Origin of the sequence: Wolbachia endosymbiont (group B) of Melanostoma mellinum, assembly GCF_947251465.1 — a bacterium.
GTDB lineage: Bacteria > Pseudomonadota > Alphaproteobacteria > Rickettsiales > Anaplasmataceae > Wolbachia.
This window is the reverse complement of sequence record NZ_OX366366.1, coordinates 1,144,868-1,160,944: the sequence shown is the minus strand read 5'-3', so window position 1 is coordinate 1,160,944 and position 16,077 is coordinate 1,144,868. Positions and strand designations below refer to the sequence as shown.

Here is a 16,077-nt window from a genome sequence, read left to right as displayed (position 1 = left end):
TGCCATATACTACCCTTAGTGAAATTTTAATATTTTTGGAGTATAGTTATGGGAAAACTTGAAGCAATAAAAAATAAATATAGAGGCGAAGGACTTTGGTCAGCAGCTAAAGAAGTGCCTGTGCAAGGTTGGGATCTCGTAAAAGAACATAAAGGCAAGACAATTGGTATTTCTTTAGCAGTTATAGCAGTAGCCTCGCTTACAGCTGCTTATCTCTTAAGTCCAGCTTATGCAACTTTTGTTGGTACAGTTGGAACAAAAGCTGCAACACTTGTTAGTCCTGCTATTACTGCAATGTCTGCATTTGCAGTTGCTCATCCACTCATTGCTAGTTTGGTAGTTCTTGCTGCAGTAGCAGCTTTAATAACTGCACCTGTGTATGCATATAAAAACAGTAATAAGGCAGCTCAAGTTGAGAAAGTAGCAGAAGTGCTGAATGACAGTAGTATTACACAACCAGATACTAAACTAAATAATATTAAGCAAATACTTGGTTTACAAACTGTACAAAGTGTTTAATTAATTTTTAACAAAAATCAAGAAAAGGGATAGGCCTCTATCCCTTTTTCACAATTTTTTTTGCATTCTAAGTAGTGCTGTTTGAAAGCCTGCAATTATTATACCTACTGATTAATAATGTTAAGAATAAGTAAATCTTGTTTACTATTTGCATATATCAAAATGAAAAATGTTTGCATATTGTTAAAAAAGCAGTAACTTGTTATCAAGTGAATTCACTAATATTTGAGTAAAATTTAAATGTCAATCGACCTTAGTTTACCAGAATTACCCATATTGCACCCAAGGATTACCGTTGTGGGAGTGGGTGGTGCTGGTGGAAATGCTGTGAACAACATGATTCAATCCAATTTACAAGGAGTAAATTTTGTTGTAGCAAATACCGATGCTCAAGCGTTAGAGAAGTCATTATGTGATAAAAAAATTCAACTTGGTATTAACTTAACTAAGGGCCTTGGTGCTGGTGCTTTGCCTGATGTTGGTAAAGGTGCAGCAGAAGAATCAATTGATGAAATTATGGAGCATATAAAAGATAGCCATATGCTCTTTATCACAGCAGGGATGGGTGGTGGTACTGGAACAGGTGCTGCACCGGTAATTGCAAAAGCAGCCAGAGAAGCAAGAGCGGTAGTTAAAGATAAAGGAGCAAAAGAAAAAAAGATACTGACTGTTGGAGTTGTAACTAAGCCGTTCGGTTTTGAAGGTGTGCGACGTATGCGCATTGCAGAGCTTGGACTTGAAGAGTTGCAAAAATACGTAGATACACTTATTGTCATTCCAAATCAAAATTTATTTAGAATTGCTAACGAGAAAACTACATTTGCTGACGCATTTCAACTCGCCGATAATGTTCTACATATTGGCATAAGAGGAGTAACTGATTTGATGATCATGCCAGGACTGATTAATCTTGATTTTGCTGATATAGAAACAGTAATGAGTGAGATGGGTAAAGCAATGATTGGTACTGGAGAGGCAGAAGGAGAAGATAGGGCAATTAGTGCTGCAGAAGCTGCGATATCTAATCCATTGCTTGATAATGTATCAATGAAAGGTGCGCAAGGAATATTGATTAATATTACTGGTGGTGGAGATATGACTCTATTTGAAGTTGATTCTGCAGCAAATAGAGTGCGTGAAGAAGTGGATGAAAATGCAAATATAATATTTGGTGCTACTTTTGATCAGGCGATGGAGGGAAGAGTTAGAGTTTCTGTTCTTGCAACTGGCATTGATAGCTGTAACAACAATTCATCTGTTAATCAAAACAAGATCCCAGCAGAGGAAAAAAATTTTAAATGGCCTTATAATCAAATTCCAATATTAGAAACAAAAGAATATGCTTCAACTGAGCAAACAAACGAAAGAGTTAAGTGGGGTAGCAATGTTTATGATATACCAGCTTATTTAAGAAGAAAAAAATAATGCAATTTTGGCTACTCAAGTCAGAGCCAAGTGAATACTCGTGGCAAAAAATGGGAAAGGAGCAGGTGACGCAGTGGAATGGTGTATGCAATTATCAATCTCAAAATTACATGAGAGCTATGAAATTAGGCGATCTTGCATTTTTTTATCATACAGGTAAAGAGAGAGTTATACTTGGAATAGTTGAAGTATTAAAGGAGTATTATCATGTTTATAATTCCAAATTTGGACTAGTGAATGTAAAATTTTTGAAACCTTTAAGTAACCAAGTGACGTTAAACAGTATAAAACAAAACCCACTTTTGAAAAATATGGTTATATTAAAACAATCACGTTTATCAGTTTCTCCAGTTTTAGAGACTGAGTGGAATGAAATAATAAGGATGAGTGATGTGTAATACCTGTTGCCAAACAATATTACCTCAGCACACAACATACAGCTGTATGAGTGTTTGTTTCGAAGTAGCCGATTTTTCATCAAACACAAAGCAGTGCTTGACACTGGAATCCAGCTGTAATGCAACCACATTAAAAATGTTGTGTTTTAATATAGCTTTTATATTCACTCACCTAATGTCTAATCAGAATTCCTGGATCCCAGTGTCGGAGCACTGGGATGACATACTTCTAGTGTACAATATTCGTATAGTTGTGTGTATGATACGATGGTCTATAATTCTTCTTTTTTGGGTTCCAATGTCAAGTGATGGGATAATGTCCTTTCTGGTGCTTTATTCATGTTAGAAGTAAATATTCTTGATAAGAGGTGGCATAGTATTACGAAGGACCCACAGAGTTTTGTATTAAATATTATTAATGCTTCTCTAAAAGAATTAAAAATAGATCATTATAAACCAAATATATCAATAGCTCTCGCTGATGATAACTTGCTACATCAACTTAATCTTAAGTTTAGAGAAATAGATAAGCCAACTAATGTACTATCATTTCCATGCGAACAGTTATCTAGTGAATGTGATCTAGGAGACATAGCAATTGCAGTAGATACAATAGAAAGAGAGTCTCATGAGTACTGTATATCTATCCTCACTCACACTGCACACATGTTAGTTCATGGATTGCTGCATTTACTTGGCTATGATCATCAAAAAGAAGATGAAGAAATTATAATGAAAAGTTTAGAGAGCAAGATTTTAGCTTTGCTTGAATTTGAAAAGGAAAAGTATGGTAGATAATACCAAAATATGTTATTTACAAAAAAGGGGTTTTAGCTGTAAAAGGTAAGCAATATGGTTCAGTTTTCTTTACCAAAAAATTCTAAAGTTAATAAAAAGGGCAAGGTTTATCCTACTCCTACTGGAGCAAAAAATATTAGAAGATTTCAAATTTATCGTTGGTCTGCTGATGATGATAAAAATCCAAGAATAGACACATTTTTTATCGATATGGATAATTGTGGCCCTATGGTACTTGATGTATTAATAAAAATAAAGGATGAAATAGATTCAACCTTAACTTTTAGACGCTCTTGCAGAGAAGGAATATGCGGATCTTGTGCAATGAATATTGATGGTACCAACACTCTTGCATGCACTAAATCTATACATGATATAAAAGGTGAAGTAAAAATATATCCACTACCTCATATGTATATAGTAAAGGATCTAGTTCCAGATCTAAGCCAATTTTATGAGCAATACAAATCGATTAAACCTTGGTTACAAACAGATAAATCTGCCTTACAAAATAAAGAATACTTTCAATCTCCTGAAGATAGAAAAAAATTGGATGGTCTGTCTGATTGTATACTATGTGCTTGCTGTTCGACTGGTTGCCCAAGCTATTGGTGGAATGGTGATAAATTTTTAGGGCCAGCGATATTACTGCAAGCTTATAGATGGATTGCTGACAGTCGTGATAATAAGAAAGAAGAAAGACTTGCTTCTTTAAACGACCCATTTAAGTTGTATCGTTGTCATACAATAATGAATTGTACAAAAACCTGCCCGAAAGGTCTTAACCCAGCAAAAGCGATAGCGAAAGTAAAACAGCTTATGGTAGAGAGAGAAGGAATTTGAGTGTTATTTCTGGCACTCTTCGTAAGAAAATAGTAGACCCTCTGAAGCATAGGGTATTGTTAATACTCTAAACGTTCTTCCGTTCATGAAATGTATTGTTTCACCATATGATTCCAGTAATCTTTTAAACAACTCATGTCTTTGATTATTAATAGTTTGAAAATCCTCTTTTCCTAAAAGCTTTTTAGATTCAAATAGGTGAAGCATAATCTCGTGATAAGTTGGATAAGACTCCAAAAATTTTGGATCAAACTGAAAAGTTTTTATAAAAGCATTATTATAAAATTTTAGCTTTTGATTCTTACTATATATCGCTACAGCAATCGATAGCTTCTCAAGCAAACTTTCTTGTGCAGCTAAACAATTGCTTAGCTCAGTATGTAATTTTTTTTCATCACTAATATCTTTTCCATACATTACTATGCTATTAGAATTTTGCACTGGAACTTCAACAAAATTAAAAACCTTAGGTTCGTTCTTGTAAGTTATTACACACTCTCCTGGTTTTACGTTATAGGAGCCACTCGCAACAGTAAATTTTTTAGAGCTGCCTATATATTTATCATAAAATAAGTTATAAAACCTTACTTTTTTATTCTTATTGTGCTTCAGTATTGGAAATGGTAAAGAGTCAAAAATTTTTTTATAGTTCTCCAATTCTCGCATAAGCTTACTATTTTCTAACTCAAGTTCATTAGCTTTTATCTTATAATCGGAGATATTTCTTATCCACAACAACACACCAATCACATTATTAGAATAATCTATTATGCTTTTACCATAACATGTGCAATAAACCTCACTGTCTTTTGACTTTAAATCTAGAGTAAAAGATTTATTTATTTCCTTTGCCTCAGCAAAACTTTTAATTAAGCTTTCTGATTGCTCAAAAAAATTTACAAACTCATTAAATGAATAAAAAACAGTATTAAGCAAAATTAGTAAATTGGGAGAAAATTTTTCTATACGTTTTTTTGCGTCCCAAATATAAAATCCATCATTTACAGTATCTATTAAATTATTTATGATAACATTTTGATGTTGTAAGTCCTTAATTTTATTACTAATTTTTAATTTAGAATATGAGAAAAAGAAGAATACTAGAATTAGTAGTAAAACTATTTCATACAAAAAAAACATAGTATTCTAAAACAAATATAAAAATTTATAATCTCTCAGCAAAGAGATTGTACTGAAGAGGTATATAAGTGAAGATTGCCCAATACCCTAAAGCCTAATCTCTTATAAAGGTTTACAGAAGGTTTCATGCAATGTGCTACTATGTATTTGCATTCAAATTGCCTAGCTATCTTTATTCTTTCTAGAACCATTTGAGTTCCTATTCCACGACCCCTGTAAATTGGTAAAACTCCATCGCTATAAAAACCAGCTATGCTGTCTTGAATATAAAGACCGCATGTTCCAACAATTTCGTTATTTAGCATTACAAGAAAAAATCTTAACCTTGAGCTCTTATCATCATAATTCGATAATTGGCGAAAAAATGTGCTAACAATACTAATTCTGTGATAAAAAATTTTAGAAGTGTGTAAATCTAATTGCTCTAAGAGCTCACTACTATTTACAACATTGAACTTCAAATTTGGAACAGCATCATCAGGCAAAAAATAATCTTTTATATTGAGTAAAACTTTTTTTGGTGTGCTAACGTGTTTTATTTCGCATTTTTCTAAAATACCCCCTATTTTTATACGTGGACTTATTATCCATGTTGCTTCTATATTTCGTGCTTTGAGATAATCTAGAGTTCTGCATATGGAAAGCTCAGTACATTGATCTTCACAAAACACAAAATTAAATAACGATTCTCTGGTACCATTTACTGTAAATATAACATTATCAAATTCGTCATGTATTTCCCACTTGGACAAATTCGTTGCATAAAGTATATAATCCTTTAGGTTCTGAATAATTAAGCTTGAATAACAAATTTTTTTATTCTGCATAAACCAACAATAAACAATAAAAGGCTCCTATAAAAACAAAGGCTAAAATTGCAGCTACAACATCATCTAGCATAATACCTAAAGGACCTTTTGTATTTTTATCAATCAAATTTATAGGCCACACTTTTATTATATCAAAAAACCTAAAGGAGAAAAAGCACACCAACAATACAGAGCTATTCATTTCTTGTTCTAATAATATTGAAACTAGAAGTACTGTCAGCAATTGACCAACTACTTCATCAATTACTACCTCTTTTGGATCATGCGGAGCTTTGTAATGTTGTATATAATTGCCTGTAGACCATAATCCAACTAAGAATAAAAAAAAAATAATTGCTGTACCTAAAATTCTGTCATTGAGTAATATAGGAACAATTGGGTAAGCAGCCAAGCTGCCTATAGTACCTGGCATGTGTTTTACCGTGCCAGATAGCCACCATGTTGATATTAATTTATATAAAAATTTCACAATATACCGAAATATAAAACTAATTTACAAGAACAGAAATAGTATCTTCTATAGAAGTATTTTCATATAGCAATCTATAGATCGCTTCACATATGGGCATTTTTATCTTTAGCTTTTCTGCTAAATCAAATGCAGACTTAGCAGTGTTAAAACCTTCAATTACCGACTTACCTTCTGATAAAATCTGCTGAGCACTAGAACCATTACTATTAGCTACTTTAGATCCAAAAGATAGATTTCTTGAATTTAATGATGTGCATGTCACAACCAAATCGCCTAAGCATGCTGGTCCAAGTAGTGTATTTATATCTACATTGCCGTCACCAACTTTTGCTGAGTATAAAGCCTTAATTTCACTCATACTTTTCGTAATTAATGCTGCATGAGCATTAAACCCAAACCTACCTAGAACAACCCCACATGCTATAGCAAAAACATTCTTTAACGCTGCACAAACCTGTATTCCTATAACATCGCTACTAAGGTACAATTTAATATTTTCTTGCTGTAGCTCTGATACTAATTTTAAACCTAATACTTCATTTTGACATGCAAGAACCATCGAATATGGTAATTTTCTTGCAACTTCTATAGCAAAGCTAGGACCAGAAAAAACAGCAAGAGGATTATTAGGTAAAACTTCATTGACTACTTCACTAGGTAATTTTAATGTAGATTTTTCTATTCCCTTACAAGCCAAAATTATTGCTACATTTTTTTTTAGGTTACAATCATTCAATTGATGACATATCTCCCTTAGAGACTGAGTGGGAACAGCTAGAATTATTACTGAAGCATTAACTGCATCTTCAATAGCTAATTTTACTGATACATTATCAGAAATTGGACAATCAGGTAGCTTGTCACTTTCTCTTTTCTCTTTAATTGATTCAAATATGGCCTTATTGCGAGTCCACAAAATTACATTTTTCTTACTACTTAATGAAATCGCAATTGCTGTACCCCATGCGCCAGCACCTAAAACTGATATTACCACTCAATATTCCTGAAAGTATTACTTATAATTTAAAACTGTAGAATAAGTAAATTAAAAATATAACATAAAAGTATAAAATAGTTTAAATATCTATTAACCTAAGTATTCTTTTAATAAAAATAGCTTCTATTCAATATTTACTAAAAATAGTGTTATTATAGTATATCTATTGTATTTTAGATCTATTTGTATAATTTTGGAACGACACATTAACTATTAATTAATAAGTGTAATTTCTATTATTCATTAATAAAAATTTGATTTGTTACTTTCCTTGGTTATATATATTACTAAAATTATAAATTATTTATGGGGTGTAAAATATGCGTATATTATTAATTGAAGATGATCAAGTAAGTGCAAGGACTGTAGTTAATGCCTTAACTTCTGATGGACATTTTTGCGACGTTGTTACTTCTGCACAAGATTATAACAATAATATGGTTTCCTCGGGTGGAGACTGTTACGATCTAGTTATTCTAGATATACACCTGCCTGGTGATATTGATGGATATGATATACTGTTAAGATTAAGAAGTGCAAAAATCAAAGTTCCTGTTTTAATACTTTCGTGTATCTCCGCTGCCAACCATAAAGCTAAAGGACTTGGGTATGGTGCCGACGATTACTTAACCAAGCCATTTCACAAGAGCGAATTATTAGCTCGAATTAAGGCCATAGTCCGACGTACTAAAGGCCATCCCGAATCAGTGATAAAGATTGGTAATATGAATATCAATTTTGATCACAGGATTGTTGAGGTAAAAGGCAAAACAGTTCACCTTACTAACAAAGAGTATTCCATGATAGAATTGCTGGCATTGCGTAAAGGAGCAGTGTTGACAAAAGAAATGTTTTTAAACCATCTTTACAATGGCTTGGACGAACCTTCAGACAACAAAATAGTTGATGTTTTTATGTGTAAATTACGTAAAAAACTTGAAAGTGCAAATGATGGAATAAGCCACATAGAAACCGTTTGGGGTAGAGGATATGTTCTAAAAGAGTATGTTGACGATGAAGAATACTCTAGTGTTAATATAAGCGAAAGCAGTAGTGACTATCAAGCAGAACAAGTGAAGGACAACGCATGAAATGCTTTATTCACCCATTCATTGAAGCAACAAAATAGGTAGATGAAATAAGATAAAAACCAATCGTAAAAGTGAGGTAACATGGTTAGTCTTTTAGAACTTTACAAAGACTTGCAGCAAAAAATAGAAAAGTTGGAAGCTAAGCTAAAAAGTTATAGGTAAGAAAATAAGGTTTTAGAGATAGAGAATGACGAGTTAAAGGAAAAGCTCGGTTAAAATTCAAGCTTTGTTAAGTTCAAAAGGAAATAAAAAAAGAGATAAGCCAAGAAGTAAAAGGAATATAGGTGGTCAAATTGAGCGTACAGGATATGTGAAATGTTTGATACATTTACATAGTATGGCTGACATTCATGCATTGCCTAGGTGAAATATAAGCCGAGTTCTGTTTATGTAGCTATTTATCTGGAGTAAATGTTACCATTTACTTCATGCGATTTACCCGAGTAGATATGAGAAAAACATAAAATCTACTTCTATTTAATCTTGCTCCTAGTGTTGGTTACTTGACTACCAATGTTGCCATTGTTATGGTGCGCTCTTACCACACCTTTTCACCCTTGCCTAATAATATTTTAGGCGGTAATTTTCTGTAGCCCTATAACTGGAGTTACCTCCGGCGGGCGTTACCCGTCACTACCTTTTCTTGGAGCTCGGACTTTCCTCTGCTGTGTTTATCACACAACAGCAGCTACTTATTTCACCTAGAAATTATACTTTAACATTAAAATCACAAAAGCAAAAGAAAATTTCCTAACAGTCTACATACTAAAAACATTCAGACAAATAGCTAAAGGTGATATTCCGGTACATCATTGCTATCCCAAGATAAGCTTTTTTCACTTTTAGACTCTAGCTCAGTCAGTCAAGATCCTGGTCCACCGCTTGAAGACGATGAGCTACTTCTTGACCGACTACTACTCTCCACCGATATACTGTTTAGCACTGTTTCAGATTGATCCATAGTTCGCATAGATATATGTCTCATTCTGTTATTAGCGATAAAAATTTCTTCATCGCTATTGCCACTTGAAGATGATCGCCTTCTATCATTGAAATTAGTTAGTTCTAACACAGGGACAGAATTACGACCCTTAACATATTTGTATGCTATGAATCCTATAATTCCAGCAATACTTATTATCGCTCCAACCAAAGACCCACCTATCATTCCTGCCCTATTAGACTCTATAGCAAGCTGAGCGGGCTGTGTTGAAAGAGTAGTTTGAGGAAGTAAAGTTGTAGTGAACAAAGGAGTTGTTACCTTTGTTCCAGTATTTGATATAGTGGACACTGTTTGTATAGTTGCCTCTGAGTTTGTTGTTGGCACATTAGTTGGCATTGTAGTAATCATAGTTGCTTGTGAAGTCGCAATAGTTTCAGCTACTGTCGTTGGTTCTGATGACGTACTCATCTTAGTTGTTAATTCTGTTAAAGGCTTACTCATCGTAGTACTGCTTGCTGTAAAAGTTGACTCAACAGTCGCTGCTGTAGATTTTACAGTACTTGTCTCAGTTTCCGAAGGCACACTAGTTGACGTTTTAGCAACCGTGGTCGTTTGTGAAGTAGAAGTTGTTTTTGCTACTGTTGTTGGCCCCACTGTTACTGTACTTGTTTGAATTGTTGACTCTGTTGAAGGCCTACTCGTTGTAGAAGTAGGTGCAGTGGTAGTTGATGCTACTGTTGTTGACTCCACTGTTACTGTACTTGCCTGAGTTGTTGACTCTGTTGAAGATTTACTCATTGTGGAAGTTGGTACAATGATAGTTGATGCTTCTGTTGTTAATTTGGTAGTCTTTACAGTGTCGGTTTCTGTTGTGCTAGTAATTGCAGCAGTCGTCGTTTTCTTAGAAGTCACAACCGTCTCTGTAACAGTTATAGGAGCCACAGTACTGCTGGAAATAATACTAGGCATCAATTGGCCGTTAATGATATTAACAAAATCACTGAGAGCTTTGATACTGCTTGTCGGTATTATCGTTGCTTCAGAAGATTTTCCAGAGCTCTCTCTATTAAAAGTTATAATACTCTCTCCACTTACCGCAGTGACGATAAAACCTCCTTGGCCATTGTCTTTAACGTACAATTGTTCTATAGGATCTTCACATTCACAAACAGTAAAATTTGATTTTGGTCCTTTCTTAGCAAGGCTTACTAAATGCAATTCTTGCGTATTAGAAGATTGTTTTTTTGCAAGAAAAGCAACCTGATCATCGCCTTCAGTTTGTTTCACATACTGTAAAAAGCTTATTTCATATTCTCTGGAAAGAGATAGTGCTTTATTATCTATCTGACATCTCTTACTAAGCAAACATTCATCTTTCTTTCCACTTTTTAGATCCTCAACCACTTTGGCCATATCGAACTTAAAAATATTTGTTCTTACCTCTTGATTTTCAATACTATTTTTTCCCACTTGCGAATAAAGCATCGTATTTTCATCTAGTACTAATTGCCCTGGATTATTAAACTTGAATAATTTTCTTTCTATGATGCCGTTTGCTCCAGATAAAGCTTTAAATTTTCCATTCGTGTCTGATTGTAAATACCAAGAAACTAAAGCTTGATCCTTTAAGTTATGAGCGATTACAATGACATTACCTTTACCAACTTTTACTGCTTTTGGTTGAAAGTAACTATTGTCTTCATTTGCAAGATTATGTATATCAATGTTCTTGTATAATTTTACTTTTCCTACGTATTCAACTAAGGGAATATTAGTTGAATGCTTGATTTCGTAGGTGTTGAATGTTAAGCCTTTGATGCACTTTTCTTTTTTGTTAATTTCTCCTGTAGGAAAAATAACTCCAACTTTATCTACTTCAGCTGAATTTTCTATTAGTGTGGGAGATAATTGGCCCTTGAATTCATTTGCTACGTTGACACATGTATCACACTCGTATGTTTTCGATTGATATAATGGACTAATAAGTAACTTTACTCTACTGCTTCCATTGCCGTTATCTTGATAGCTGAGTCCATAAGTAACTCCATTTCCTTCAATCAACCCTACGTTTACTGGGTTAAAACCTATCGCTTCTTTAACTTTCAGTGTAGTTGTATTAACTCTAAATAATCTACTTAATATAGACATAATTATATTTAAAATTTTAATAAAACGCTATTATGATTATTTCTATATGTAACGTCAATAAAATTTTAACTAAAATTAAGAAATTAATTTTTAAGTACTCTAAGATAATACGCTAATAAACCCAGATTTCCCATAGACAATATGTTTCCTTTGAAACCATATAATAAATTTAGCAGCTTGTTGACAACAGAAATTCCTTTACAAATCCCCCAAATACCCTTACCATGACATCAAGGGTATTTATGACTCAAAACTTGTTTTGATCTGCAGGCTCAATGACAAAATTCAGTAAAAAACTCAGAGTATTTATTGGCGAATTACATAAAATTATAGCGGCTTTTTTTATTTTTTCTACATTCAGCCAAATCGCGCTTATTTTAAGCGTTAGCACATTATTACGGCGCCAATTTACATTATAAAACTCACTACTAGGGGATTCTTTTGCCTTTTTTCCATCTAGTTAATTTCTTAATGTTTATAATCCCGCTACGTGTTAGTGATATAACTATACAAGAAGTAGTAGAAAGCTAGCTTGCATTAGCTTTATTTGTTATAATTACATTCGGTTTTATAAAGTGAGGAGTAAATATGCCAGAAGTTACTGGGGAAGATTCTAATAAGGAAAGTAGAATAGAAAACGAGCTACAACAGGATTATGAATATGAATTGATTAAAAGTTTATTCATGTTTCCTGATAGGCGTCATTTGGTAGATATTGCTGAAGCTACAAAAGGCTCGTTTGATAATTTAATGTGTGCGTGGCTTGTTACAACTGAGTTGACAGACAGTCAAGAAGAGTTAGATGAGGAATTGCTATCTATTTTTAGTGCAATGAGATCTTTGAGTGCAGGAGATAGTTACCGACAACTTCAAAAGTTTTTATTAAATAATAAAGATAATCAAAATCTAAAAACCGTTCTTAATTGTGAAAGGGGAGAGTCTAGTTTGACGATATTGCACATAATATCAAGTATGGCTTGGGCAAGAAAACAATATGATTGTGCCGTAAGTTTGCTTTTAGAAGCAGGAGCTGACCCTAATATCAAGAATGATAAAGGAAGGACACCATTACACTATGCTACTGGACCTTATAGTATAGCTGCTCTCTTAGAAAAGGGAGCTGACCTTAATGCAGAAGATAATGAAAAAAAAACGCCTTTGCATCATGTTGCTAGTGTTGGTTGTTCTGAAGGCGTAGTTTTACTCTTAGAGAAAGGAGCTATTTCTGATCAAGGTGATAAACAAGGAAAAACTCCTCTGCAAGTTGCACGTGATAATCATCATGAACATATTGAAAAGTACTTTGTGACTTATAAGCGAGAGAAGTTGAGTGATAAGTTACGCTCTATAATGGAAACAAAAGACTGGTTCGAAGATGGTTCAGGTTACGTTTTAACTAAGAGACAGGGGGGCTTGAGAAGAAAGTTGTTGGATATAGTAAATAACTCAGAAGGTGATTCAGTTGTTGAAGATCTACAAGAATTCTTAGATGATTTTGGGAATGATCAAGATCTAAGAATGGTTTTGAATCTTCGAAGTAATGAAGGAGAGTTGCAGGTGCATCAACATGCTAAAAATCTTGATTCTTTTGCTCGTTCAGGTACTGATGAAAGAGCAAATAAATTTGAAGTAAAAAGATTACTTTTGAAAGCAGATGCAATCAATTTACAATGGTCAAGTTATGATGAGAAGGAGTATTATTCTAGGGATTTATGGAGTAATTTACCGCCGAATCGACAGATAAAGCTAAAAGAATTTTTAGATAAAGTTTCTAAAGCTCAAAATATGGATGAACTAGAAGGAGTTGTAAATGAGGCTATTCTCTCAGGAGGAAGGATTAATAGACGATTTTCTCAAGATAAGAAGCGTAATTTTACAGATTGTGTTATGGAAAGGATTGGTGAGTTAGGAAAGAATCCTGAAGTTGCAAGCAAGATAGTATGCAAGTTGGTATCAATAGGGGCAGTGTTATATAATAAAGATAATATGAAAGTAATTGATACACTAGAATCTGAATTTAAAGAGCACAAAGAAAATATGATAGAAGCTTATCTAGATTATCTAGAGAGTACCCTAGATTTTATGGAAGTTATAAAAGGAGCAGTTATTAATGGTATGGTAAAGAATGCAAAAATAGATAACACTACTTTATACTCGGAATATTCCGAAGATAGTATGATAAATGTTGCAAGGCTCACAGAAAAAGCTAGTGAGTTAAGGCGAGCTCAGGGCAACATAGGCTATGAAAGAGATATAATAAAGATTGGTAAAAGTGAGGTAGCAATTATAACAAAGAATGGTATAAGGAATTACACCAATCTTGCGGACGATAGTGATATAGTGTTGACTTTCCCTACCACTAAGGGAGAGTTAGACGTTAGGTTATATCCTGATAAGCAAAATAAAGACTGGATAAAGGTAGAAGTAAGAGATCAAGAGAGGTTGAAAGAATTAAAAGATTGTGGAGAAGAAATAGGAAAAAATTGCTTATTTGGTGGTTACTCAGTTTACAATGCTATTGAACGTGGGTACTTTGAAAGGCCTGCAGGAATTTTTCAGGGAGAAAGATTACAAAGTGGTGAAAAAGTTTCTCATGTAGATCAATTACAAAGTAAAAAAAATAATAAGGTACGTCAAATTGGATTATACTAAGCTTGGTTTACAGTAGGTCTTAGATTATGCAAGAAGTCTAATTGCAATTGTTAACTCTTCAAGTATAATTTGTTGAGATTTACATGAACCTTATTAGATGAAAGAGAAAGAAGAGCAGTTTAGTTTTACACCAGACAATCTTAGCAAAGCAAAAAAGTCTATAGAGATGTATCCTAAAGGTAGAGAAGGAAGCGCTGTTATGCCTTTACTGTATCTAGTACAAGAACAATGCGGATGGGTTCCTGAATCTGCCATGCGCTACGTTGCTGACATGCTTCATATTCCACATATTCGCGTGTATGAAGTGGCAAATTTTTATACCATGTATAATTTAAAGCCAGTAGGTAAATATCTAATACAAGTTTGTAGAACAACTCCTTGCTGGTTATGCAATAGCGAGGAAGTTTTAAGTACCTTTAAAAAGAAGCTTGGAATCAATATCGGTGAAACCACTAAAGATAATCTATTTACTTTAAAGGAAGTTGAATGTCTTGGTGCATGTGTTAATGCCCCTGTTGTACAGATCAATAACGATTTTTATGAAAACCTCACTCCTGAAAAAGTGGAAAATATCATAGCAGAACTTTCAAGTAAATAGATGGAAAAGTTCTCGTTTAGGATAACCAAGCAATCAGGTTCTGCAAGAGTTGGAACGATCAAAACTCCAAATGGAAGTATAGAAACACCAGCATTTATATTTTGTGCAACCAAAGCTGCTATTAAAGCTGCAGATATCGAGAGAATCAGAGAAGCAGGTACTCAGATAATACTTTCCAACACCTATCACCTAATGCTCCAACCGGGAGAGGATACTGTGGCAAAGCTTGGTGGCTTGCACAAGATGATGGGATGGAGTGGGCCAATGCTCACTGATTCTGGTGGATACCAGATATTTAGTTTAGGACACGGATCAGTTTCAGAAGAGATAAAGGGAGTAAGACAGAAACAAAAAACTCTGATCAAAATTAACGAGGATGGGGCAATTTTTCGTTCTTACATAAATGGTAAAACTTATTGTCTAACTCCTGAAAAGTCGATACAAATTCAACAAAAATTAGGTGCAGATTTAATCTTAGTTTTAGATGAATGTACTCCATTTCACGTCAGCAAGGAGTACACAAGGAAATCGATGCTCATGAGCCATAGATGGGCTGAACGTTCTTTAAATGAATTTGAAAAAAATAATAATGGCAAACAGGTGCTTTATGGAATTAGTCAAGGCGGAGTGTATCAAGATTTGCGTAGAGAAAGTTGTGATTTTATCAACGATTTGCCATTTTTTGGTCAAGCAATAGGTGGATCACTTGGTCAAAGTAAAGAGCAGATGTATGATGTAGTTTCCTTTACTATGAAACATTTAAAAAAAGATAGGCCTACTCATTTGCTTGGTATTGGTGGAATTGTAGACATTTTTCGTGGAGTAGAGCTTGGAGTTGATACATTTGATTGCGTGCATCCAACTCGCCTCGCAAGACATGGTGGCGCGCTTGTTAAAGTAAAAAATAGAGATTCTATTTCTTCAAAGTGCAAAGAGCATATTAATTTGCGAAATCAACGATTCGAACTAGATGATAACCCAATTGAGAGTGATTGTTTGTGCTTTACCTGCAGAAAACATTCAAGAGCTTATATACACCATCTACTGAAAGCTAAAGAGTTGCTGGCTTATACACTCGTTACCATTCACAATGTTTTCTTCATGAATAAGTTGATGGAATCAATAAGACAAGCAATATTGAATGATAGGCTAGATCAGGAAAAAAATAATTGGATTAGTGAAATACCGCTGCATTGTGAATTATATACCTAGTTCATATTTTG

General features: G+C 33.8%; 14 protein-coding genes and 1 other RNA gene. 9 read left to right on the top strand and 6 right to left on the bottom strand.

Annotation, left to right across the window (positions count from 1 at the left end; all coding sequences use genetic code 11):
- Window positions 1-48: 48 nt before the first annotated feature.
- The 5 genes from OPR42_RS05385 to OPR42_RS05360 all read left to right on the top strand — a co-directional run bounded on the left by OPR42_RS05385 (window position 49) and on the right by OPR42_RS05360 (window position 3,983).
- A complete protein-coding gene (locus OPR42_RS05385) occupies window positions 49-519 on the top strand; it encodes a hypothetical protein (RefSeq protein ID WP_265042075.1) in 471 nt (156 codons plus the stop codon).
- A 240-nt stretch (window positions 520-759) separates the two neighbouring features.
- Window positions 760-1,944, top strand: coding sequence for a cell division protein FtsZ (gene ftsZ, locus OPR42_RS05380; protein WP_265042074.1), 1,185 nt, complete (start codon window positions 760-762; stop codon window positions 1,942-1,944).
- A complete protein-coding gene (locus tag OPR42_RS05375) occupies window positions 1,944-2,342 on the top strand; it encodes an EVE domain-containing protein (RefSeq protein ID WP_265042073.1) in 399 nt (132 codons plus the stop codon). The genes ftsZ and OPR42_RS05375 overlap by 1 nt, the downstream gene beginning before the upstream one ends.
- A 339-nt stretch (window positions 2,343-2,681) precedes the next feature.
- Entirely contained in the window at window positions 2,682-3,140 is a 459-nt protein-coding gene (ybeY, locus tag OPR42_RS05365; protein ID WP_015587883.1) for an rRNA maturation RNase YbeY, read from the top strand.
- 54 nt (window positions 3,141-3,194) lie between these two features.
- On the top strand, window positions 3,195-3,983 hold the full coding sequence (locus OPR42_RS05360) for a succinate dehydrogenase iron-sulfur subunit (protein ID WP_265042072.1): 789 nt from the start codon (window positions 3,195-3,197) through the stop codon (window positions 3,981-3,983).
- A gap of 3 nt (window positions 3,984-3,986) precedes the next feature.
- On the opposite strand, the gene OPR42_RS05355 is transcribed toward OPR42_RS05360, so the two are convergent.
- From OPR42_RS05355 to OPR42_RS05340, 4 genes are read right to left on the bottom strand one after another with little or no spacing between them, the layout of a single operon-like run.
- Window positions 3,987-5,123 (bottom strand): hypothetical protein, encoded by a 1,137-nt coding sequence (locus tag OPR42_RS05355; RefSeq protein WP_265042071.1) that lies wholly within the window; start codon window positions 5,121-5,123, stop codon window positions 3,987-3,989.
- 35 nt (window positions 5,124-5,158) lie between these two features.
- Window positions 5,159-5,950 (bottom strand): GNAT family N-acetyltransferase, encoded by a 792-nt coding sequence (locus OPR42_RS05350; RefSeq protein ID WP_064085647.1) that lies wholly within the window; start codon window positions 5,948-5,950, stop codon window positions 5,159-5,161.
- Window positions 5,940-6,422 (bottom strand): phosphatidylglycerophosphatase A family protein, encoded by a 483-nt coding sequence (locus OPR42_RS05345; protein WP_029237689.1) that lies wholly within the window; start codon window positions 6,420-6,422, stop codon window positions 5,940-5,942. Before OPR42_RS05345 ends, OPR42_RS05350 begins: the two co-directional genes overlap by 11 nt.
- A gap of 19 nt (window positions 6,423-6,441) precedes the next feature.
- Window positions 6,442-7,419: an NAD(P)H-dependent glycerol-3-phosphate dehydrogenase gene (locus tag OPR42_RS05340; protein WP_064085646.1), complete on the bottom strand. Its 978-nt coding sequence runs from the start codon at window positions 7,417-7,419 to the stop codon at window positions 6,442-6,444.
- Between the two features lie 323 nt (window positions 7,420-7,742).
- Between OPR42_RS05340 and OPR42_RS05335 the strand changes: the two genes are divergently transcribed.
- A complete protein-coding gene (locus tag OPR42_RS05335) occupies window positions 7,743-8,513 on the top strand; it encodes a response regulator transcription factor (protein ID WP_010406882.1) in 771 nt (256 codons plus the stop codon).
- Window positions 8,514-8,868: 355 nt separating this feature from the next.
- On the opposite strand, the gene rnpB is transcribed toward OPR42_RS05335, so the two are convergent.
- Together rnpB and OPR42_RS05325 are read right to left on the bottom strand one after the other, a co-directional pair.
- Window positions 8,869-9,218, bottom strand: an RNA gene (gene rnpB / locus OPR42_RS05330) — RNase P RNA component class A.
- Window positions 9,219-9,375: 157 nt separating this feature from the next.
- Window positions 9,376-11,604 (bottom strand): hypothetical protein, encoded by a 2,229-nt coding sequence (locus tag OPR42_RS05325; RefSeq protein ID WP_265042070.1) that lies wholly within the window; start codon window positions 11,602-11,604, stop codon window positions 9,376-9,378.
- A gap of 588 nt (window positions 11,605-12,192) precedes the next feature.
- Here OPR42_RS05325 and OPR42_RS05320 point away from each other — a divergent pair.
- The 3 genes from OPR42_RS05320 (at window position 12,193) to tgt (ending at window position 16,066) form a co-directional block, all read left to right on the top strand.
- On the top strand, window positions 12,193-14,256 hold the full coding sequence (locus OPR42_RS05320; RefSeq protein ID WP_265042069.1) for an ankyrin repeat domain-containing protein: 2,064 nt from the start codon (window positions 12,193-12,195) through the stop codon (window positions 14,254-14,256).
- Between the two features lie 97 nt (window positions 14,257-14,353).
- The gene (nuoE, locus tag OPR42_RS05315) at window positions 14,354-14,854 is read left to right on the top strand and encodes an NADH-quinone oxidoreductase subunit NuoE (protein WP_010402402.1); all 501 of its coding nucleotides are present in this window, start codon (window positions 14,354-14,356) and stop codon (window positions 14,852-14,854) included.
- Entirely contained in the window at window positions 14,855-16,066 is a 1,212-nt protein-coding gene (gene tgt / locus OPR42_RS05310) for a tRNA guanosine(34) transglycosylase Tgt (RefSeq protein ID WP_265042068.1), read from the top strand.
- Window positions 16,067-16,077: the final 11 nt, after the last annotated feature.

What these genes read in the sequence shown, in the direction of transcription:
- OPR42_RS05385 (WP_265042075.1), top strand. Translation starts at nt 49, where the DNA reads ATGGGAAAACTTGAAGCAATAAAAAATAAATATAGAGGCGAAGGACTT.
- ftsZ (WP_265042074.1), top strand. Translation starts at nt 760, where the DNA reads ATGTCAATCGACCTTAGTTTACCAGAATTACCCATATTGCACCCAAGG.
- OPR42_RS05375 (WP_265042073.1), top strand. Translation starts at nt 1,944, where the DNA reads ATGCAATTTTGGCTACTCAAGTCAGAGCCAAGTGAATACTCGTGGCAA.
- ybeY (WP_015587883.1), top strand. Translation starts at nt 2,682, where the DNA reads ATGTTAGAAGTAAATATTCTTGATAAGAGGTGGCATAGTATTACGAAG.
- OPR42_RS05360 (WP_265042072.1), top strand. Translation starts at nt 3,195, where the DNA reads ATGGTTCAGTTTTCTTTACCAAAAAATTCTAAAGTTAATAAAAAGGGC.
- OPR42_RS05355 (WP_265042071.1), bottom strand. Translation starts at nt 5,123, where the DNA reads ATGTTTTTTTTGTATGAAATAGTTTTACTACTAATTCTAGTATTCTTC.
- OPR42_RS05350 (WP_064085647.1), bottom strand. Translation starts at nt 5,950, where the DNA reads ATGCAGAATAAAAAAATTTGTTATTCAAGCTTAATTATTCAGAACCTA.
- OPR42_RS05335 (WP_010406882.1), top strand. Translation starts at nt 7,743, where the DNA reads ATGCGTATATTATTAATTGAAGATGATCAAGTAAGTGCAAGGACTGTA.
- OPR42_RS05325 (WP_265042070.1), bottom strand. Translation starts at nt 11,604, where the DNA reads ATGTCTATATTAAGTAGATTATTTAGAGTTAATACAACTACACTGAAA.
- OPR42_RS05320 (WP_265042069.1), top strand. Translation starts at nt 12,193, where the DNA reads ATGCCAGAAGTTACTGGGGAAGATTCTAATAAGGAAAGTAGAATAGAA.
- nuoE (WP_010402402.1), top strand. Translation starts at nt 14,354, where the DNA reads ATGAAAGAGAAAGAAGAGCAGTTTAGTTTTACACCAGACAATCTTAGC.
- tgt (WP_265042068.1), top strand. Translation starts at nt 14,855, where the DNA reads ATGGAAAAGTTCTCGTTTAGGATAACCAAGCAATCAGGTTCTGCAAGA.